Below are 19,971 nucleotides of genomic sequence, written 5' to 3'. Positions count from 1 at the left end.
GCTTACTCCTGACGACCGCGTTTGCCGGCAAACAGACGTTTCACCAGCACAAAGAACAGAGGAACAAAGAAAATCGCCAGCAGGGTAGCCGTCAGCGTACCGCCGATAATCCCGGTACCGATGGCGACACGGCTGTTAGCGCCTGCCCCGGTGGCGACCGCCAGCGGCATCACCCCGGCGATAAACGCCAGCGAGGTCATGATGATTGGGCGCAGACGGGTTTGTGCCGCCCGCATGGCCGCGCGGGTCAGCGAGTAGCCCTGGGCCACGGAGGCCTCGGCGAATTCGACGATCAGAATGGCGTTTTTCGACGACAGCCCAATGGTGGTCAGCAGCGCCACCTGGAAGTAAACGTCGTTGCTGAGCCCGCGCATCCACGCCGCCAGCGCCGCGCCAAGCAGGCCCAACGGGATAACCATGATGACCGAGAACGGCACCGACCAGCTCTCATAGAGTGCAGCCAGACAGAGGAACACCACCAGAATCGAGATGGCGTACAGGCTCATCGCCTGACCGCTCGCCAGTTTTTCCTGCAGCGACAGGCCGCTCCATGCCCAGGTAGTACCAGCGGGCAGGCTGTTGGCCAGCGCTTCCATCTTCGCCATCGCCACGCCGGAGCTAAAGCCGTCGGCGTTCTCGCCCTGAATTTCATAGGCTGCGGAGCCGTTGTAGCGCACCAGACTTTCCGGGCCGTACTCCCAGCGGGTGGTGGCGAAGGCGGAGAATGGGGTCATGCTGTCATCGCTGCCGCGCACGAACCATTTGCCGAGATCCGATGGCACGCCGCGGGCGTCGCTATCGCCCTGGATATAGACCTTTTTCACGCGCCCACGGTCGATAAAGTCGTTTACGTAGGTGCCACCCCAGGCGCTGGAAAGCGTCGAGGTCACGTCGCTCAGCGACAGGCCCAGCGAGACGGCTTTGTTGTTGTCGATATCCACCTGAAGCTGCGGCATCTGCGGCAAATCGTTGGCGCGTACGGCGTGCAGCGATGGGTCCTGGTTGGCGGCCTGAATCAGCTGATTACGCATTTTTAGCAGCGTATTGCGGTCGGTCGCGCCGTTGGCCATCAGCTCAAAGGTGAAACCGTTGCTCTGCCCCAGGCCGTCAACGGCAGGCGGGGTCATGGCGAACAGCGTGGCGTCGCGAATGCTGCTGAGCTCTTTGGTGGCGCGTAGCGCAATGGCCTGCGCGCTGTTCTCTTCGCCCGGACGCAGCGACCAGTTTTTCAGCGCCACGAAGGCCATCCCGGCGTTCTGCCCGCTGCCGCTAAAGCTGAAGCCATCGACGGTGAAAATGACGTTGGTGTTGGCTTTCTCTTTGGTCAGGAACCAGTCGATCACCTGCTGGCGCACTTCGGCGGTACGGGAAGCCGTGGCGCCTGCGGGCAGGGTGTACTGCACCATCACATCGCCCTGATCTTCTACCGGCAGGAAGCTGCCCGGCAGTTTCCACATCGCCAGCGCCATGCCGCCGCAGATGGCGAGATACACCACCATCACCGTGCCGGAGCGGCGCAGGACGTTCATGACGCGATGTTTGTAGCCGTGTTCGGTGGCGCTGTAGAAGCGGTTAAATTTGCCGAAGAAGCCCTTTTTATGCGGTGGCGTGTGGCGAAGAATAGAGCCGCACAGCGCCGGTGTCAGGGTCAAGGCGACCACCACCGACAGCATCATGGCGGAGATAATGGTGACCGAGAACTGACGGTATATCACCCCGGTGGAGCCGCCGAAGAAGGCCATTGGCAGGAATACCGCCGACAGTACCAGCGCGATGGCAATCAGCGCGCCGGAGATCTCGCCCATCGATTTTTCGGTGGCTTCGCGGGCGGGCAGCCCTTCGTCGCGCATAATACGCTCGACGTTTTCCACCACCACGATGGCATCATCCACCAACAGGCCTATCGCCAGCACCATCGCAAACAGCGTCAGGGTGTTGATGGAGTAGCCAAACAGCGCCAGCACGCCGAAGGTGCCGAGCAGCACTACCGGCACCGCCAGCGCCGGGATCAGCGTCGCGCGGATGTTTTGCAGGAACAGGTACATCACGCAGACCACCAGAGCGATGGCCTCAAACAGCGTTTTCACCACGTCTTCGACGGAGATCTTGATGAATTCGGTGCTGTCTTTCGGGAAGGCAACGTCGTAACCCTGCGGCATATTGCGCTGGAACTCGGCGATTTTGTCCTTCACGCGGGTAGCGGTATCGAGCGCGTTGGCACCCGGCGCCAGCATCACCGCCACCCCGGCGGCCGGGTGGCCGTTGAGTTTGGCGGTAGCGGTGTAGTCTTCGCTGCCCATCTCGACGCGTGCCACGTCGCCAATGCGCACCACCGAACCGTTGGATTGGCTTTTAACAATAATATCTTTGAACTGCTCGACCGTTTGCAGGCGCGACTGCGCGCGCACGGTGGCGGTAAGCTGCTGGGTAGCTGGTGACGGCAGCGCGCCGATTTTACCGGCAGAAACCTGCACGTTCTGCGCTTCAATTGCCGTTTCCACGTCGGACGGCATCAGCGAATAGGAGGCCAGTTTTGCCGGGTCCATCCAGATGCGCATGGCGTATTCCGCGCCGAACACCTGCAGGCTGCCGACGCCTTCAATACGCGCCATCGGGTCCTGCATGTTGCTGACCAACCAGTCGGCAATGTCCGAGCTGGTGGCTTTGTCGGTGGTGTCGTAAACCGCCATGATCAGCAGGAAGCTGCTCTGGGATTTCACCACCGTGACGCCCGCCTGCTGAACCTCGCTCGGCAGACGGGATTCCGCCTGCTGCACTTTGTTCTGCACCTGAACCTGCGCGGTATCCGGGTCGGTACCTTGCTCGAAGGTCACGTTGATACTCACCGTGCCGTCGGAGCTGCTGGTGGAGGAGAAGTAGAGCAGGTTATCGAGGCCGGTAAGCTGCTGCTCAATCACCTGGGTGACGCTGTTTTCCAGCGTGTCGGCGGAGGCCCCGGTGTAGGAGGCGGAAATCTGGATGGTTGGCGGCGCCACGTCCGGGTACTGCGCCACCGGCAGCGTCTGGATTGCCAGCATCCCGGCGAGCATGATCAGAATAGCGATAACCCAGGCAAAGACCGGGCGACGCACGAAGAAGCGAGAGAACATCAGGCTTTGCCTCCGTTACGCTGCACGGCGACGGGTTTGACCGTCTGCCCGACCGTCACTTTATCGGTGCCTTCCACAATCAGCTGGTCGCCGTTTTTCAGGCCGCTTTGTACTAACCATTTATCGCCGTAGGTGCCGTCGGTTTCCAGCGTGCGCTGCTCAACCTTGTTATTGGCATCAACCACTAACGCGGTGGCGTTGCCCTTCACGTCGCGGGTAATGCCCTGCTGCGGGGCAAGAATCGCCTCGCTCATCACCCCTTCATCAATGCGGGCGCGGACGAACATGCCGGGAAGCAACTGCTGGTGCGGGTTGGGGAATACGGCACGCAGGGTGACCGAGCCGGTGGACTCGTCCACCGCCACTTCGGTGAGCGCCAGGCGGCCTTTTTCGCTGTAGGTGCTGCCGTCTTCCAGGGTTAGCGTGACGCTAAGGGTATCGCTGTTGGTCGCCAGGGATTGCTTGCGCAGACGCAGCAGGTCGACGCTGGAGCGGGTGAGGTCAACGTAGATGGTGTCGAGGCCGCGAATGGTGGCAAGCGTAGTGGTCTGCTCGGCGGTGACCAGCGCCCCCGGCGTGACGGAAGAGATGCCGATGCGCCCGGCGATGGGCGCGGTGACGGTGGTCCAGTCGAGGTTAATACGCGCGCTGTCTAACGCGGCTTTTTTCGACTCGACGCTGGCTTTGTCCTGTGCACAGGTGGACTGCGCATCGTCGGCATCCTGACGCGAAACGCCGTTATCTTTCACTAACAGCGCGTAACGCTGCGCCTTTTGGCAATCGGCGACGACCAGCGCCTGCGCCTGCTTCAGCGCGGCGGCGGCTTCGTTATAGGTGGCGCGGAAACTGGCCGGGTCAATCTGGTACAGCGGTTGGCCCGCTTTGACGTTATCGCCTTCATTAAAAAGCCGTTTCTGGATGATGCCGGAGACCTGTGGACGTACCTCGGCGCTCAGTGCGGCGGTGGTGCGCCCGGTCAGGTCGCTGACCACGGAAACGGGTTGGCTTTTTAATGTGACAATACCGACTTCCTGAGCGGGACGCTCCGGTGAGGCGGTGGGGGCATTATCGCATCCGCTCAGGAGAAATAATGCAGCGATGGTGGTTGTTATGTATTTCATATTTTTCTCAGGGTGAACGACACCCTCCTCGCCGAATAGGGGGGAGGATTTTGGGTGCGAAAAAGCCTGCGTCTCCGGTGGGCTGGAAACGACAAAAGGGGGATAAAAATATCCCCTGGTATCTAAATGGAATTAATTATTTTGCGGATACGAGCATATTAATAATTTCCTGATAGATTTTTTCCATCTCGTCAGAGGCCACCTGTTGGGGAACCTGACGACGATAAATGGTGCCTTCAACCATCACGGCCATCACTTCTACGCAGCAGCGAATGCGCGTTTCACTCAGCTCAGGATACGTTTGACGCAGGTGCTCGCAGGCGTTGTTAAACATGCGTTCATCGGCGGCTTTCAGCCAGGCGGCGACCTGTGGATTGCGGGTGGCTTCGGCGGACATCTCCAGCATCAGCGCATCGTCGTCTTCGCTCAGCGTTTCGCGCCACGCCAGCATGTGCGGCATCAGATGGGTTTGGGTTTTGCCCTCCATCTCGGCGATGCGATGGTCGATAATCCGGCGGATCATCTCTTCGATAATGGCGTCTTTGTTGCTGAAATAACGGTAGATTTGCCCGACGCTGAGCTTCGCCTCGGCGGCAATCTGGGACATGCTGGCGGCATGAAAACCGCTCTGGCGGAAACAGCGCCGCGCGGCGGTAATGATGTCGTCCTGCCGGGCTTTTTGCCGGGCCTCCAGTTTGCTGCTCATTGCGAGTCTCCACCGTTTTGAAACGATGAGAACGATCGTTCTCATTTCGTGTTCATTATACGTAGCGAAAGCGTGATGAAAAGCATTTTCTGATACTGATTTTTTATTTTTTTCTTTGTGCAGAAAATAATGGAGAAAGAAAGAATTTTTTGTGAAATTACTGAGGACGGCCAATAAAAATAATGGAGAAAATATGCCTTTTGTTATTAAAGAAATTATTACGCAGGAAGATAAAGACGAATTACTGATTGGTCAACGCAAGGGCGACTGGCTCAGTATCGACTACCTGTGGGTGTGCGAAACGGTGCGTAGCCGCCATCCGGCACGGCTTACGCGTGCCGGGTTTTCAGCGGCGCTTCTTTCAACCACCACGACAGCAGGAACGCCACCACCATAATGCAGGCCGCCATAATAAACGCCGCGTGAATCGCCGAACCAAAGGCGCTGAGATAGTCGCTGCGAATCGCCTCAGGAAGCTGGTGAATCGCCACCGGGTTCATCCCTTTTGGCATCGCCGCCCCTTCCGGTAACAGGCTGGTGAGTCGTGATTGCAGCACTGAGGTAAACACCGCGCCAAACAGCGCCACGCCGATGGAACCGCCAATGGAGCGGAACAGCGTCACCCCGGAGGTCGCCACGCCGTAAAGGTTCGCCGCCACGGTGTTTTGCACCGCCAGCACCAGCACCTGCATCACCATCCCTAGCCCCATCCCCAGCACGCCGGTAAACAGATACAGCTGCCAGGTTGGCGAGGTAATGGTAATGCGCGTCAGCAGCACCATCCCGACAAAGCCCATCAGCGTCCCGACGATGGGGTAAATCCGGTATTTCCCGGTACGGCTAATGGCGCGCCCGCTGATAATCGAGGTCAGCAACAGCCCGCCCATCAGCGGAATCAACTGCAGCCCGGCTTCCGTCGGTGTGGCGTTTTTCACCACCTGTAGATACAGCGGCAGGAAGGTCACCGAGCCGAACAGCGACATGCCGATGATAAAACCAATCAGGCTGCACAACAGGAAGCTGCGGTTGCGGAACAGCGAGAGCGGAATAATCGGCTCAAACGCCAGCCGCTCTTCGTAGATAAACCCGGCGATACCAATCAGGCCAAAGGCCAGAATGCACCACAGCTGCGGGTCGCTCCACTCGCGCACCGTGCCGCCTTCGGTGGTGAACAGGATGATGCACACCAGCGCCATGGTCAGGTAAATCGCCCCCAGCCAGTCAATCTGGTGCTGGCGGCGTGTGTTGCTGGAGTGGAATACCGCGCCGATCACAAACAGCGCGAACAGCCCCAGCGGCAGGTTGATGTAGAAAATCCAGCGCCAGGAGGCGTGCTGCACAATAAAGCCGCCGATCAGCGGGCCGATCACCGTCGCCAGGCCAAACACGCCGCCGAACAGCCCCTGATAGCGCCCGCGTTCGGCAGGCGGGATCACGTCGGCTACCGCCGCCATGCTGATGACCATCAAACCGCCGCCGCCGAGCCCCTGAAGGGCGCGCATCAGCACCAGCTGCGTCATGTTCTGCGCCAGCCCGCACAGCGCCGACCCGGCGAGGAACAGCAGAATCGAGATTTGCAGCACCCGCTTGCGGCCAAACAGATCGCCGAACTTACCGTACAGCGGCACCACGATGGTGGAGGTGAGGATATAGGCCGTCACCACCCAGGAAAGCTTGTCGAGGCCGCCCAGCTCGCCGACAATGGTCGGCAGCGCGGTGGAGACTATTGTCTGGTCGAGCGCGGAGAGCAGCATCACCAGCAGGAGTGCGCTGAACAGCAGACGGACTGAGGTGACACCCGCCTGTTGGGGCGGCTGGGCGTTCGTCGTCGTTTCGGATGCCATCATGTTCTCACTTGAAATTAATTAAATGCATAATTAATATTTATTGAAGATCATTCAGAGGTCAAGAGATCCCGTTTCTATGCCAGCACAAAAAGACCATCTCAAACCGCGTAAGCCTGGTCGCCCGCGCGGCAGCAAGCCCGATGCGGCTAAGCGTGAACAGCTGATCGACATCGCCCTGCGGCTCTTCTCCCAGCAGGGGATTGCACGCACATCGTTGAACGCCATCGCCCGTGAAGCGGGGGTGACGCCAGCGATGCTGCACTACTACTTCAACTCGCGCGAGCAGTTGCTCGATGTGATGATTGAAGAGCGTTTTCTGCCGCTGCGCGCGCAGATAAGCGGCGTGTTTGGTGACTATCCTGATGAGCCGGTAAACGCGCTGACGGCGATGGTGAAAACCCTGTCGACGATTGCCGCCGAGCACGAGTGGTTTGCGCCGCTGTGGATGCAGGAGGTGATTGGCGAAATGCCGGTGCTGCGTCAGCATCTGCACGCCCGCTTTGGCGACGATAAATATCACGCTACCCTGGCAATGGTGAAACGCTGGCAGGCCAAGGGGAAAATCAACCCGCACCTGAGCGCCGAGCTGCTGTTTACCACGCTGTTAAGCCTGGTACTGGTGCCGTTTTCCCGCATGCGTAACGACGAGCGGCTGGCGATGCTGACGCCGGAGATCATCACCAATAACGTATTGGCGGTGATCCAACAGGGGATTGGCCCGGCGTAGGCCCGACGTCGCGTAGCCCGGCCGAGCAACGCGACGCCGGGGGAAGGTTACTCCACGCTAAACTGGTTACTCTCCGCTAACGCCTTAAACCACAGTCCGTTGCGCTTAATCTGCCGCTCGCCGGTCTCGAGATCGAGACGATAAAAACCGTAGCGGCGCTTGAACGAGTTGAGCCACGACCAGTTGTCGATAAACGTCCACTGATGCACGCCGAAGCAGTTCGCACCGTCGGCGATGGCGCGGTGTAGCTGCACCAGATGTTCTTCCATCAGGCCAATGCGGAAACCATCTTCAATCACCCCATCTGCCTGTACCGGGCCTTCGGATTGCAAATCCATGGCGATGCCAATTTCGGCGAGATACCACTTAATATTGCCGTAATTGTCGCGAATATTGGCGGCAATATCGTAAATAGCCTGCGGATGAATTTCGTTGTTATCGCGGTATGGGTTAAAGCGACCGTTCGGGTCGACGTAGTTTTCGAAGTAGTACTCTGGTGAGAAATAATCGAGGGTGTACGGGGTCTCACGCGCCTGCACGCGACGCGGCACGTAGTAGTTCACGCCAAGAAAATCGATTCTTGAATCGGTTATCAGCGACACTTCCTGCTTGGTGGTTTCCGGCAGGCAGTTATGCAGCGCCAGCAGCTCGCACAGCTCTTTCGGGAACTGGTGCTTCACCAGCGGGTCGAGGAAGCTGCGGTTAAATAACAGGTCGGCATACCACGCTGCTTTTTTATCTTCCGGCGAGTCGTTGCGGGTATAGGACGGCGTCAGGTTTAACACCACGCCAATCTCGCCCGGCAGCTGCTGTTGGCGGTAGCACTCGACCGCTTTGGCGTGGGCCAGCATGATATTAAACGCCACCTGCGCGGCCAGTTTGCCGTCTTTTTTGCACGGGTAGTGGAAATCGTACAGGTAACCGCCTTCAACCGGCACAATCGGTTCGTTGAAGGTAATCCAGTATTTGATTTTATGGCCAAACAGGCGGAATGCGGTGGCGGCAAAGCGGGCGAACAGGTCGGTGACGTGCTTTGACTCGAAGCCGCCGTAGCGGTTTTGCAGCGCTTCCGGCATATCAAAATGGTAGAGGTTGACCATCGGTTCGATGCCGTTGGCGATCATTTCGTCGAAATAGTCGTTGTAGAAACGGACGGCGTCGGCGTTCGGTTCACCGGTTTCCAGATCGTCGATCAGTCGTGACCACTGAATTGAGGTGCGGAATGAGTTGAAGCCGATGTGCTTCATCAGCGCCACGTCCTCTTTGTAGCGATGCAGCGTGTTACAGACCGTCTCGGGCCCTATTCCCTGGAAAAAGCGTTCCGGCTGCGCGGCGTGCCAGCTGTCCCAGATGGAGCGATGGGGCTTGCCCTCGGCGCCTTCGGTTTGTGGGCCAGAGGCAGCAGCGCCCCAGAAGAAGTGGTTCGGAAACGCGTAAGTGGTCATTGAATCTCCTGAAAAAAAGCGGCGCTGGGGCAGCAAATGACGTTATCGCCATCGTTGGCAAATAGACCGGGGGAGCCATCTTCGCTGGTTGCCGCTTCGTTTTCCGCGCGTTTGATCACTGTTTTCGCGCCTTGCTTCCGGCATAGACGCAGGCGCAAGACACTTCTTTACAGCACCGTTTGAGCCAGCTCGCTAAGATACGCCTCGTACTATGACGAGGTCATGATGAGCAAATTTTTCCAGCGTCGCCGCGTATACCGCTGGCTACGCGAAATGATAGTGCTATTACTGTTGGCGGCGGTGCTGATGTGGGGCGTTGACCGCTTCCGCAGCCCGACGTTGCCCGACACCTTCTCCGGCACGACCATGCAGACAATAGACGGCCAGCAGCTGGATTTCGCCGCGATGAGCGAGGCCCGCCCGCTGCTGGTTTATGTCTGGGCGACCTGGTGCAGCATCTGCCGCTTTACCTCGCCGTCGGTTGAGAAACTGAAGGAGCAGGGCGGCAACGTGGTGAGCATTGCCCTGCGTTCCGGCGACGATGCGCGGCTGGCGACGTGGATGCAGAAAAAACAGCTGACCATGCCAGTGGTGAACGACGCGCGCGGTGAGCTGGCCCAGCGCTGGCAGGTCGAGGTGACGCCGACGCTGGTGGTTATCGACAAAGGTCAGCCGGTCAGCGTCACGACCGGCTGGACGAGCTACTGGGGCATGAAAATGCGCCTGTGGTGGGCGGGTCTGTAGCCTTTCAACTATTGCGATATTGATAATAGTCTATTGCGATTTATACCATTTATGTAATCAGTCCACGGTCGTATCCTTCTTCGCATCACGTTACCGAGCGTAACGTCCCTTACCGAACAGGATACGACCATGAAAACCCTTACCACGATTTTTGCTGCTTCCCTTCTCTGTGTTGCTGCCTTTAGCGCCTCTGCGCAAAGCGTCACGGCGACCGCCTCTACGCTGGACTCCGCTGAAGCGGCTATCGCGCAGAAAGCGAAAGAGATGAACGCCTCCGACTACAAAATCACCAGCGCACGCATGGGCAACACCGTGACCATGAGCGCTGAACTGTACAAATAAGCGGAGGAAAACAGCATGTTATTCAATCAATATTATCTGAACGACCTACCGCTGGCTAACCGTATCGTGATGCCGCCGATGACCCGCTCTCGCGCTGGTGCCGGTGACGTGGCGACCGATATGATGGCCGACTACTACGCGCAGCGCGCCAGCGCCGGGCTTATCATCAGCGAAGGCACGCAAATCAGCCAGCAGGGTCAGGGCTATGCCTGGACGCCGGGTATGTACTCTGAAGCACAGATTGCAGGCTGGAAAAAAGTGACCACCGCCGTGCATCAGGCGGGCGGCAAAATCTTTGCCCAGCTGTGGCACGTCGGCCGCGTTTCCCACAATGTTCTGCAGCCGAACGGCGCGCAGCCGGTCTCCTCTTCTGCGATTCAGGCCGAAGGCGTGAAGGTGTTTGTCGATGTGGAAGGCCGTGGCCCGGAAAGCGGCGTCGGCGCGATGGTGCAGCATGATATGCCGCGCGCACTGCGTACCGATGAGATCCCGGCTATCGTCAACGACTATGCTCAGGCGGCGCGTAACGCCATTGCCGCTGGTTTTGACGGCATTGAACTGCACGGGGCGAACGGCTACCTGATTAACCAGTTTATTGATTCGCAGGCCAACTTGCGCGACGACGAATACGGCGGCTCGCTGCAAAACCGTCTGCGCTTTATGAAAGAGGTGGTGGCCGCAGTCTCTGAAGCGATTGGCAAAGAGCGCGTGGGCATTCGTCTCGCGCCGCTGACCACGCTGATGGGCTCGCGCGATGATACGCCGGAAGCGACCTATCTGGCGGCAGCCAGCGTGCTAAGTGAGATGGGCATTGCCTATATTCATATCGCCGAAGCCGACTGGGACGATGCGCCGGTGATGCCCGCCGCATTTAAAGAAGCGCTGCGGATTATCTTCCACGGCACGCTGATTTACTCCGGTAAATACACCAAAGCCCGTGCCGAAGAGGCGCTGGCAAAAGGCTGGGCGGATCTGATTGGCTTTGGTCGTCCGTTTATCGCTAACCCGGATCTGCCGCATCGTCTGGAGCATGATTTACCGCTGAATGCGCCGGTGAAGGAGCAGTTCTTCGGTGGTGGGAAGGCAGGGTATCTGGATTATCCGACGGCGGAGTGATGGGTGCTGACCCCTCACCCTAACCCTCTCCCCACGGGGGAGAGGGGACCGACGGTTTTCTCCCTCGCCCCTTTGGGGAGAGGGCCGGGGTGAGGGGAAATTCCCTTAAGCTACATCGTAGATACGCACATCCGGCGCACCGTTCAGATACGGCTTCAGCGCGTCGACCACGTCCTGAGTGAACAGGTCGCTGCTGAGGTAGGCCTGCGCCTGCTCGCGGGTGTTAAAACCGTGCAATACCTGCACGTCTTCTTCGCGGATCAGCAGCTCTTTGGCCGTTGCTCCGGCGATGGTATTGAGGAATGGCGCTTTGTACTGCTGATAAACGCCCGCAGCGGCGGGACGGTTTTCGGGGCTGATATCGAGGGTGATTTGCAACCAGGCCATGATGTTCTCCTGTATTCATAGTGGCAGTTGGGTTGCCTGAATTATCAGAAGTCATGGCCGCTGCCACAAATCAGATCTTCTTGTGGGGTAGGATAGTTTTTCTACGCGGCACCATTTTCGGCAGCAATGTCGGTAATCAACCAGTCGTGGAAGATTTTCACTTCCGGGCACATTACTGCATGCTGCGGGGTCACTATGTAATAGGACCAGGTCAGCGGCCAGCGCTGATCCGGATGCAGTTGTGTGAGCTGCCCGCTGCCGATCAATGCTTTCACCAGTGCATGGCGCACAATCGCCACACCGCGCCCGCTTAAAGCCGCGAGGATCACCGCCGAGGTGGAGTTGATATGCAGCCCACTCTCTTTGGCCGCTGGCGCGTTCAGTGCGCTGAGCACCTCGTCCCAGTCGGGAAAATTAGCGCCGGGGTGAGGGGTATCGTCGTGAATCAGCTTTTGCTGCGAGAGCCAGTCCGCGCAGGCGGTTTTCTCCGGCGGCACCAGACGCGGGCTACAGACCAGTACCGCTTCTTCATCCATCAGCCAGGTTTTATCCACACCCGGCCAATCGCCCTGCCCACAGCGGATGCCGACGTCGGCCTCGCCGTGGGAGACATCCATCAGCTTTTCAGTAACGTTCAGGCGTAGGTCGATCGCATCATGCGCTTCAGAGAAGCGGTTCAGGCGCTCCATCAGCCAGTTCATCATCAGCACCTGCGAGGCGGTTACTACCACCACCGAACGCGCCCGGCGGCCGCGCAGCTTGTTCAGCCCGGACTCGAGCTTATCCAGCCCTTGGGTGATGTCCTGCAAGGCTTCCTGCGCTTCACTCACTAGCGTCAACCGCTCTTTACCGGTGCGAGCGCGGTGCAGCAGCGGGTGCCCGACCCAATCTTCCAGCGCCCTGACCAGTTGCCCCACGGCGGCGGGCGTCACGCCCAGCTCCTGCGCCGCGCCGGTAAAACTGCCGTGGCGAGCGGTGGCTTCAAAGGCGTGCAGCCATTTGAGGCGGTTTAGTGAGCGCATACGGATTCCTCTTGGGGGATGATGGCTTCAGTATACGCGAACGAGGAAGATTTTCTTTAGTAGGTCACGTTGATGGTGACGGTATCGGCGTAGGTGTCTGGTTTGTAGTTAGCGCTGGGCACCACAGCATAGGCTGTCCAGACCACATCCGCCCCGCTCCCGGTACTGGCTACTAGATTGGGGGCGCTATTGCCCCATGTTGCGCCGGAGAGGCCTGGCCCTGATTTCAACTGATAGGGAACGAGATCGGTATTGGTGGTTCCGGTTCCGGTGCTTTTCATCACGCCATTGCCCGTGGTGCTGCCGTTTGAAGGCGCGAGCCCGATGGTGTAGAGCGTACCGTTGGTACAAGTCATGGTGAAGTTGCTCTTGCCGGTAATATTGGTTTGAGTAGAGTCAACGGGACCCAGAGAAAGGAGGGTGGGGTTGGAGATCCTGCACTGTTTGCTGACGGTAGCGGTGACGCCAAAAGCAAAGTAACCGACGATAGTGCTGCCACAAGCTGAGCCCAGATTGAGCGGATTAATGATTGAGGTAATCGAGGCGTTCATGGTAGGAAAGTTGTCCGTATAGTTTCCTGGGACTGCCGTACTTTGCCCTTTAGGTATGACGGCATAGACGGTAAAGGAGCCGGTTAAATCATTGGTAGTAAGCATACGCCAGGCAACCCTCTTGGGACTAAAGCTTGCGTTGCTGTCCACATTGCCTAATACGATGGTATGCCCGCTGTCCTGATAGAGTTGATAGCTAAGTTTTGCCGTGCCTGAGGTCATCTGCCGGGGAAGATATGCCCCGTTTGCCGATGGGCCAAAGTTGAAACAGATGGTGGCGCCCAGTAGCGAGAGCACAGCCCCCGTGCAGGTGTAGTTAACGTTTACACTGGCAAGCGTGTCATTTGTGTTGTCGAATGGGGACACGGCGCTGGTGAAGGTGACATTGGGGGTGGTGGAAACGGAACAACTCACCGCAAAGCTTTTGAGCGGGAAAAAGCACAGCCCTACCAGTAAAATCATCACTCTTAACCACATGATTGCTGCTCCTTATTGGCACGTTAATGGCCCAATTTGTGGGATATCTTGCGCTTTTTCTGGGTAATCGAACTGTGCCGTACAGCGACCCGCGCTGGTGACCACGTTGAGGGTGTTATGCGCGTCCAGGGTGTCGAAATAGACCATGCCGTCAAAGCCGACCACGGCGTTCTGACTCTGCACGCCGTTCAGCGTGGCGGATGACCCTTCCGGTATCACCTCTCCCTGCGCATTTTTCAGCACGATCAGCGCAGAACGTACGGTTTTTACCGTAAAGTTGACCATTGTTCCTGAGCGATCGGCAGGGATCGCCACGGTGTTCACCGGATCGATCCGCATATTGGCCGGGAGATCCATCGGGTTAATGCTGATCTCATTTTTCTGATAGCTGTTGAGCGGCGTGACCAGCAGCAGGCCGCTGTCGTTGCTGGTGCCAATCGGATTATTTTGCAGCAGCACCGGTACGTTAGGCATACCGCCGGTAGAGACCACCGCAAAGCCGTTGTTGATGGTCTGCGACGCAAACAGGCCGCCGCCCATCAGCACGAGCGCGCCGTTGGCCCCGGTGTAGCCGGACTGATTGCCCGACATATTGCTGTAGCCACCGTAAACTTTGCCGTAACGCCCGAGATAGCCCAGCTCGCCCTGACCGCTTTGCTGAGCGTCCTGCTGGTTGAGCACCATGTTCCAGCCCAGGCCGCCATCAGACGGCTGGGTTTTGCTGGCGTTGAACGAGTAGCTCATCTGATCATTATTGCTACGCTGTACGGTGGTGCTGGTATTGATGTTGTTATCAAACGAGACGTTGACGACCAGAAATATGCTGCGGTCGCGGCTGCGATCAACGTTCTGATTTAGCCCGGCGGTGAGGTACACGCGGTTGGACACCGACTGGTACCAGTTGGCGTTGGTGTAGCGCTGGGTGGGCTGGCCGGGAGAGCGGTACTGTAAATAGCCTACGCTGAAGCTACCGAAGGACTCGGTGCTATAGCCGACCACGGTGCTCTGATTAAGCGATGGCGGTGGGCTTCCGTAGCGGGTGGCAACGTCATGGTAGTCCCCGGCCGTGGCAATCGTCGTGGTGCTGAAGTTAAAGCGACTGTTGTTCCAGCGATAGCCGACGCTGTAGAGGAAACCGTTTTTACCCGCGTCGGCGCTGGCTGCCAGCGCGGTAGAAATGGTTCCGCTGTTGCTGCCGGGGATCCAGTCGCTGCTGAACCCGGCGTTAATCAGACTCTGGGTTGCCTCGGCGTGCCCGCCTGCGGTGAGGCTGTTGCTGATGCCGTGTCGCCAGGTGCCGCTAAAGGCGGGCGTACTGGCGTAATCAAAGGATTCATAACCGTAGTTATTGCGCACCACGCCGGCTTCCGCTGACCATTCTGACAACCCCTGACGCAGCAGCGACTGGTCGTTATAAAACGAGAAGCTCTGCACCGTGGTTTTACCCAGCGCATCGGTCATGGTGACCTGCGCCTCGCCTGCGCCGTTGATATTGGGCAGCGTATTCAGTTCGAAATTACCCGCCGGGACTTCGCCGTTGTAGTACTTCACGCCGTTCATATACAGCTCGACGCTGGAAGGCAGCGTGGCAGAACCGAAAAACGAGGGCAGTGGCGTAGTAGGGGTATAGGGTTGAAGGCTGTAGTCGGTGCCTATCTGTATCCCGGCGATGCGCGTGGGGCGCGACCAGTTGACGGCGCTGGTGAGCATATCCCCCAGGTTGAGTGCGATGGCCTGCCTGGGAAACGAGGTGCGCCAGCTGGTGTCCAGACGGACCATACCATTGTTCTGGCTAACGTTATCGCTATTGCCGGTGTAGCGTGATATCTGCGTGGAGCTCAGCACGCCCACGTTACTGAAGGCGCGAAGTTCACTAAAGGCGCTGGCGTTGCTCTGCCCTTCTTGTCCTTGAGAGGCATAGAGATCGTAGTTGAGTAGCAGCCCGCGTGAGGCGGCGGCATCGGGATTCGGCGTGTCGTCCGGGTTCACCTGAGTGGTGGCCATATCCAGCTGTTGTAGCGGCGCCATTAGCGCCAGCGTTTGCTGATTTGCATCATACTGCACGCGCAGCTGAGGGATGTCGTTCAGACAGACCGGATCGGGCATGTCTGCGGGTATCCGCAGGCCGATTTTACGCAGGCTATCGGCGCTGGCATAAAGCTTGTCGCGATCGTAACCAAATCGCGCCAGGCCAATAGGATTCTGATTCAGGGTGACGTCGAGATAGAGCTCCGTCCCGGCCAGCGGTGTGCTATCGGCAATGACCCCATCCATGCTTTTCATTTCCGCAGAGGTGCTCCTTGCTATGAATAACACGTTGATTAATAAAATAATTAATAGACGGTTTAGCCCGTTATAGCGTTTGTACCGTTTTTTGACCATTAACCGTTACTTCAAGCTTTTCTCCCTGACCGGCGCTGGCAGGAAGAGGCCAGCGCATCGTCGAACCGGGCAGTACATAGCCCAAAAGTCCAGGCGTAATATTTTTTCGGCTGCCTGATGCCGTAATTAACGTGACTTCTGCAAGCTGGGCATGCCCTTCGCCCTGATTATTGACTTGTAGCCAGACCCGGCCGTCGCTGTGCGCCACTTGCCATTGCAGTTTGGCGAACGTTTCTGTTGCCCCCGGCGGCTGGATAAACACCGGAATGGAATAGTGCATAACAAACTGCAGGCTGTTTTTTTTCGTTGTATTCGTTGTCGAAGGCGGCAGTTCGTTAATCGACAGTCGATAGGCATCTTCCACCTTCGTCGGTGGGCCGGTGCGAATCACGCGGATCAACTGCTTCCCACCGGGTGGGATGTTCAGCATCGGCGGGCTGATGACCAGCCCTTGCGAAGATGAAAGCTGGTCGCTGTAACCACTCTGGCTCCAGTGGAAAACGCGGACCTGGGCGTTAACCGGGCTGTCACCTGAGTTGCTCAACCAAAGGCCCTCGGCGCGTTGGTTTTGCTGCAGCGTTAAGCTGATAGGCGAGACCTGCAGACCGCTGGCGGCGCTTTCGCCGCTAAAAAGCGCGAGCGCGGTCAGGCAGGCAAGCGCTGACGAGTGTCGGAGCATAGGCCTTCCTTGAATTAATAGGTAAAGGTCACTGTCACGGTGTCGGAATAGTTATCTGGCGTAACGTTAGTATTGGTAATACCGGCGTACACGGGCACGGCCTGAGGAGCCCCCTGCCCGGAGCCCGCTAAAAGGTTAGGGCCCGTGGTCGTATTGCTTCCCCAAACCGTTGAGCCGCTGGCGTCGGTGTAGAGCTGGTAAGCCACTTTGTCCGGGTTGGTGCCTGTGCCGGACATGCTGCCTGCACCAGACTTGTTGCCATTAGAAGGCTGCAGACCAATAGTAAAGGGCGTGTCTTTAGAACAGTTTACGCTCAGGTTAGCGGTGGCTTTTGCAGGGACGACGTTAGCGATGACAGAGCCAAAGGAAACCGGCGAACCTGAGGTCATGGTGCACGTTTTGGTTATCGTGATCTGAACTTGAAAGGTACTGGTGATAGGGGTATCCAGTACGGCATAGGCCGATGGCATAAAAAATATGGACATCGGAACGAGATGCATGAACTTAAAAGACGTGTTCATAGTATTGACCTCTACATAGGTATTCTTTTTCCTTAGTAAAACAATGACGTATGAAACATTAATTCCTTATATAAACATAGAGTAGATAGCATTATTCTGCCAATTTGCCTTAAGGCTTTTTTATTAAAAATAGATCGCCCGTCACCTTATTAGAGGATAAACGAGAGATATAAAATATATGATATATTTATAGGCTAAGTGATTATTTGAAATAAAATAATGACCATGGTGTGTGGGATAAAAACAGGCGATTATTTTAATTTCTATAAAGTGATATGTAGCATTAATTAAATGGATGGCATAATTTCGGCGCTACGTTTTAGGATCTTTCCCTAAAAATAGTAGGGCTCGGGTGTCGCTTTTTTGCCGGGTGGCGCGATGCTTATCCGGCCTACCATTGCACCGCACCCGTAGGCCCGATAAGCGCAGGGCCATCGGGCGGTGCCCGCCACGAACACGATAATGGTATCCGTGCCCGGCCGTGAATTTTGTCGGTCGTTTTACATGCCGGCCAACTATCCGGCGTTTCCGGATAGTTGAACATTAACACGATGCTTAATGCACCGATGACACTACCGCTTCAATCCCTTTCAGCTTCAATTGTGTCTCCTTCAATTCCGCCAGCAGCTTCTGCTCCTGTTCGCCATAGGCCATCAGGACGATGCAGCCTTCCATCACTTTTACGCTAACCTGTTGTCCGGTTTCGAACCCGGCCTCGCGCAGCCACTTCCCGGAAAGGGTGACACTTGGCGTGTTTTTGTTTGCACCCTGCGGGCGATATCCCACAATTATTGTGCGCTCAGTTTTTGCTGCGGGTAAGTCTGGGGTAGAATGCGAGTCAGCCATAATCAACTCCTTGATAGTTGGTGAGGTTAGACGCCCTTTGGTGTTCGAGCACCTTGGGCGTTGTCAGATTTCATTATCCGTGTGGTAGGTACCACATGATGATAAATTAACCTAATTGGTACCTACCATGCAAGAGAAAAAGAAGCCAAATTTTGACCGCACAAAGAGCACGATGAAGAACATCCGGTTCGAGGATGAGCTTTTAGAGCAGATTGAGAAGGCTGCGGGGAAAGGGAATTTTAGTAAGTGGGTGAAAGAGGCGTGTAGGGAAAAGCTCAAAATAATTAAATAGGGCCACAAAATTGCTGTGTTGTGGCCGCTAATTAATCACGCTGCAAAACTACCAGAAATTAAGCTATTAGCAGCTTCTTTTAATAGCTCGACTCGTAATTTCAGAAAATCTGCATAGTTCAACTCTAATCCATTTTTAGGAATCAATGAATGTTGAAGTATACTATCTTTTAAGTGTGTATGAATTTGTTGCTGGTAGTCGATTGGGGATTTGTCTTTGATAGAGCGATTATCCTTTTGCGAGAGGAATGCAAAATTGGCAAGACAAAATCTTTTTATTCTCTCATCAATTCCGCATTTTGTCTTAAGGAAGTTATCTGGAAATATATGATGGAATTCTGTTTTATTGCATGAGGTTAGTACATCATCAAGATCTACGTCTGCTCCAGACAAAAACGATTTAGGTCTTTTTTTAGCAAGCAGTAATATAAATGTTTTAGTATTTACGGATGCTACGGAAAAAGCATTATCAGTAAAGAATTCATTAGATACTTCGAAATTCTTACGTTCAATTTTCTCATACTTATCCTTACGCAACTCAACCATTGCAGATATATCATTTGCAACAGCAGAATCGACACTATTTGAATATCTGCGAGAAAAACACGTATGCCAAAACCATTTTTTTAATAAATGCCTTTGCGTCGCGTCAGGATGAAATCCAGCAGGATTATCTGTCATAAAGAAACGAGTTAACGGGATAAGCATAGATTTGTAGGGTAATACTTTTAATGATACGGCCCCACAGTCACGTCTCAAGAAATCAATTGCCCCTAATAGACCATTTTGGAAAGCAAGAAAATTATTTCTCACCTCATCGCCTTTTAATTCGACAATTGCATGAGATGAACTATCTTCTTTTAATGCTGCGGCACAACATTTAATTAATAAATCTTCTTCATCGCCTAGATCTCCATATTCAGCATCATCGAGTTTAGTAGATAATTCCTCGAATTTAGCTCTGAGATCAAACTCACTACTCCATGTCCAAGCTGAAAGAAGTTGGTAAGTATTTAGCGGAACTCCATTGCGGTTTATTCTTTCAAAGATAATAGCTATTTTTGAATGTTCTTCTGTTTCAACTGTTTCAACAGGAATACTAGCTTCTTTGAATTTTGTTTGTAGCTCATCTAGTTTTCTAATATGTTCTTCATTAGTTAATTTTCTAGAGTATTTACCATATTCTACAACGTTGAATATTATATTTAGCGGTATGTAGTTTTCAGGAATATCAACGTCATCTGTAGCAATGAATTGTGAGTCTTGAGCATTTTCTGCAGCGTCTAAGTCAAAGTAAATAGGGACCCAGTCTTTGCTTTTATTTTTTGGTAATTCAGTTTGAAATGTTGAGAAAATTGATGTGATTCTTTGTTGTCCATCAAGAACATAATCTATAGGGTATTCTTTTTTTGGCTCTGGAAGAGTAAATGGGCCCAGGTCACGGTCAAAGGAAAGTTTTTCCCTACTTCTCCAAAATAAAACCGTACCTATTGGGTAACCTTTATATATGCTATCCATTAGAAACTGTATACGATCAGGTTCCCAAACAAAATCCCGCTGAAAGGCTGGGATTCTTATTTCACCTTCACTCACTTTTTGAATAATTTGTCTGATAGTTAATTGTGAAAATGCCATAATTTCTAATCCTATTAAAGCA

The 19,971-nt window shown here is 55.3% G+C and carries 19 protein-coding genes; 6 read left to right on the top strand and 13 right to left on the bottom strand.

Translation table 11 applies throughout. The features are described 5' to 3' along the window. Window positions 1-2: 2 nt before the first annotated feature. The 3 genes from AB2B48_RS17405 to AB2B48_RS17395 all read right to left on the bottom strand — a co-directional run bounded on the left by AB2B48_RS17405 (window position 3) and on the right by AB2B48_RS17395 (window position 4,937). On the bottom strand, window positions 3-3,110 hold the full coding sequence (locus tag AB2B48_RS17405; RefSeq protein WP_368299710.1) for an efflux RND transporter permease subunit: 3,108 nt from the start codon (window positions 3,108-3,110) through the stop codon (window positions 3-5). Beyond that, window positions 3,110-4,231, bottom strand: a complete 1,122-nt coding sequence (locus tag AB2B48_RS17400; RefSeq protein WP_333011094.1) for an efflux RND transporter periplasmic adaptor subunit — start codon at window positions 4,229-4,231, stop codon at window positions 3,110-3,112. The genes AB2B48_RS17405 and AB2B48_RS17400 overlap by 1 nt, the downstream gene beginning before the upstream one ends. A gap of 136 nt (window positions 4,232-4,367) precedes the next feature. Next, window positions 4,368-4,937, bottom strand: coding sequence for a TetR/AcrR family transcriptional regulator (locus tag AB2B48_RS17395; protein WP_185668098.1), 570 nt, complete (start codon window positions 4,935-4,937; stop codon window positions 4,368-4,370). 193 nt (window positions 4,938-5,130) lie between these two features. Here AB2B48_RS17395 and AB2B48_RS17390 point away from each other — a divergent pair, with 193 nt between their 5' ends. Then, window positions 5,131-5,334: a hypothetical protein gene (locus AB2B48_RS17390; RefSeq protein ID WP_368299709.1), complete on the top strand. Its 204-nt coding sequence runs from the start codon at window positions 5,131-5,133 to the stop codon at window positions 5,332-5,334. Here AB2B48_RS17390 and AB2B48_RS17385 read toward each other — a convergent pair. After that, the gene (locus AB2B48_RS17385; protein WP_368301976.1) at window positions 5,267-6,781 is read right to left on the bottom strand and encodes an MDR family MFS transporter; all 1,515 of its coding nucleotides are present in this window, start codon (window positions 6,779-6,781) and stop codon (window positions 5,267-5,269) included. The genes AB2B48_RS17390 and AB2B48_RS17385 overlap by 68 nt on opposite strands. A gap of 79 nt (window positions 6,782-6,860) precedes the next feature. Here AB2B48_RS17385 and AB2B48_RS17380 point away from each other — a divergent pair, with 79 nt between their 5' ends. Continuing rightward, window positions 6,861-7,511, top strand: coding sequence for a TetR/AcrR family transcriptional regulator (locus AB2B48_RS17380; RefSeq protein WP_368299708.1), 651 nt, complete (start codon window positions 6,861-6,863; stop codon window positions 7,509-7,511). Window positions 7,512-7,558: 47 nt separating this feature from the next. Here AB2B48_RS17380 and AB2B48_RS17375 read toward each other — a convergent pair whose 3' ends face one another. After that, window positions 7,559-8,956: a glycoside hydrolase family 1 protein gene (locus AB2B48_RS17375; protein ID WP_368299707.1), complete on the bottom strand. Its 1,398-nt coding sequence runs from the start codon at window positions 8,954-8,956 to the stop codon at window positions 7,559-7,561. Between the two features lie 222 nt (window positions 8,957-9,178). On the opposite strand from AB2B48_RS17375, the gene AB2B48_RS17370 reads away from it, so the two are divergent. From AB2B48_RS17370 to AB2B48_RS17360, 3 genes are all read left to right on the top strand, one after another. Then, window positions 9,179-9,700 (top strand): protein disulfide oxidoreductase, encoded by a 522-nt coding sequence (locus AB2B48_RS17370; protein ID WP_368299706.1) that lies wholly within the window; start codon window positions 9,179-9,181, stop codon window positions 9,698-9,700. A gap of 129 nt (window positions 9,701-9,829) precedes the next feature. Further along, a complete protein-coding gene (locus AB2B48_RS17365; RefSeq protein WP_185667522.1) occupies window positions 9,830-10,042 on the top strand; it encodes a DUF1471 domain-containing protein in 213 nt (70 codons plus the stop codon). 15 nt (window positions 10,043-10,057) lie between these two features. Next, entirely contained in the window at window positions 10,058-11,158 is a 1,101-nt protein-coding gene (locus tag AB2B48_RS17360) for an alkene reductase (RefSeq protein WP_368299705.1), read from the top strand. A gap of 105 nt (window positions 11,159-11,263) precedes the next feature. On the opposite strand, the gene AB2B48_RS17355 is transcribed toward AB2B48_RS17360, so the two are convergent. The 7 genes from AB2B48_RS17355 to AB2B48_RS17325 all read right to left on the bottom strand — a co-directional run bounded on the left by AB2B48_RS17355 (window position 11,264) and on the right by AB2B48_RS17325 (window position 18,023). Then, on the bottom strand, window positions 11,264-11,545 hold the full coding sequence (locus tag AB2B48_RS17355) for a hypothetical protein (RefSeq protein WP_368299704.1): 282 nt from the start codon (window positions 11,543-11,545) through the stop codon (window positions 11,264-11,266). 101 nt (window positions 11,546-11,646) lie between these two features. Beyond that, complete coding sequence (locus AB2B48_RS17350; protein ID WP_368299703.1) at window positions 11,647-12,567, bottom strand: LysR substrate-binding domain-containing protein; 921 nt, start codon at window positions 12,565-12,567, stop codon at window positions 11,647-11,649. A gap of 56 nt (window positions 12,568-12,623) precedes the next feature. Further along, window positions 12,624-13,595, bottom strand: coding sequence for a spore coat U domain-containing protein (locus AB2B48_RS17345; RefSeq protein ID WP_368299702.1), 972 nt, complete (start codon window positions 13,593-13,595; stop codon window positions 12,624-12,626). Between the two features lie 12 nt (window positions 13,596-13,607). Beyond that, window positions 13,608-15,878, bottom strand: a complete 2,271-nt coding sequence (locus AB2B48_RS17340; RefSeq protein WP_368299701.1) for a fimbria/pilus outer membrane usher protein — start codon at window positions 15,876-15,878, stop codon at window positions 13,608-13,610. Window positions 15,879-15,948: 70 nt separating this feature from the next. Beyond that, a complete protein-coding gene (locus AB2B48_RS17335) occupies window positions 15,949-16,656 on the bottom strand; it encodes a molecular chaperone (RefSeq protein ID WP_368299700.1) in 708 nt (235 codons plus the stop codon). Window positions 16,657-16,670: 14 nt separating this feature from the next. Beyond that, on the bottom strand, window positions 16,671-17,177 hold the full coding sequence (locus AB2B48_RS17330; RefSeq protein WP_368299699.1) for a spore coat U domain-containing protein: 507 nt from the start codon (window positions 17,175-17,177) through the stop codon (window positions 16,671-16,673). A gap of 555 nt (window positions 17,178-17,732) precedes the next feature. Further along, entirely contained in the window at window positions 17,733-18,023 is a 291-nt protein-coding gene (locus tag AB2B48_RS17325) for a SymE family type I addiction module toxin (RefSeq protein WP_368299698.1), read from the bottom strand. A gap of 127 nt (window positions 18,024-18,150) precedes the next feature. Between AB2B48_RS17325 and AB2B48_RS17320 the strand changes: the two genes are divergently transcribed. After that, window positions 18,151-18,315 carry a YlcI/YnfO family protein gene (locus AB2B48_RS17320; protein ID WP_368299697.1) on the top strand — a complete coding sequence of 55 codons (165 nt, stop codon included), beginning with the start codon at window positions 18,151-18,153 and terminating at the stop codon, window positions 18,313-18,315. Window positions 18,316-18,350: 35 nt separating this feature from the next. On the opposite strand, the gene AB2B48_RS17315 is transcribed toward AB2B48_RS17320, so the two are convergent. Then, complete coding sequence (locus tag AB2B48_RS17315; protein ID WP_368299696.1) at window positions 18,351-19,949, bottom strand: GmrSD restriction endonuclease domain-containing protein; 1,599 nt, start codon at window positions 19,947-19,949, stop codon at window positions 18,351-18,353. Window positions 19,950-19,971: the final 22 nt, after the last annotated feature.

Source organism: Kluyvera sichuanensis (assembly GCF_040930405.1).
In the GTDB taxonomy this organism is placed as follows: Bacteria; Pseudomonadota; Gammaproteobacteria; order Enterobacterales; family Enterobacteriaceae; genus Kluyvera; species Kluyvera sichuanensis.
Note: the sequence above shows the minus strand (reverse complement) of the source record. Positions and strands in the feature narration are given on the sequence as shown.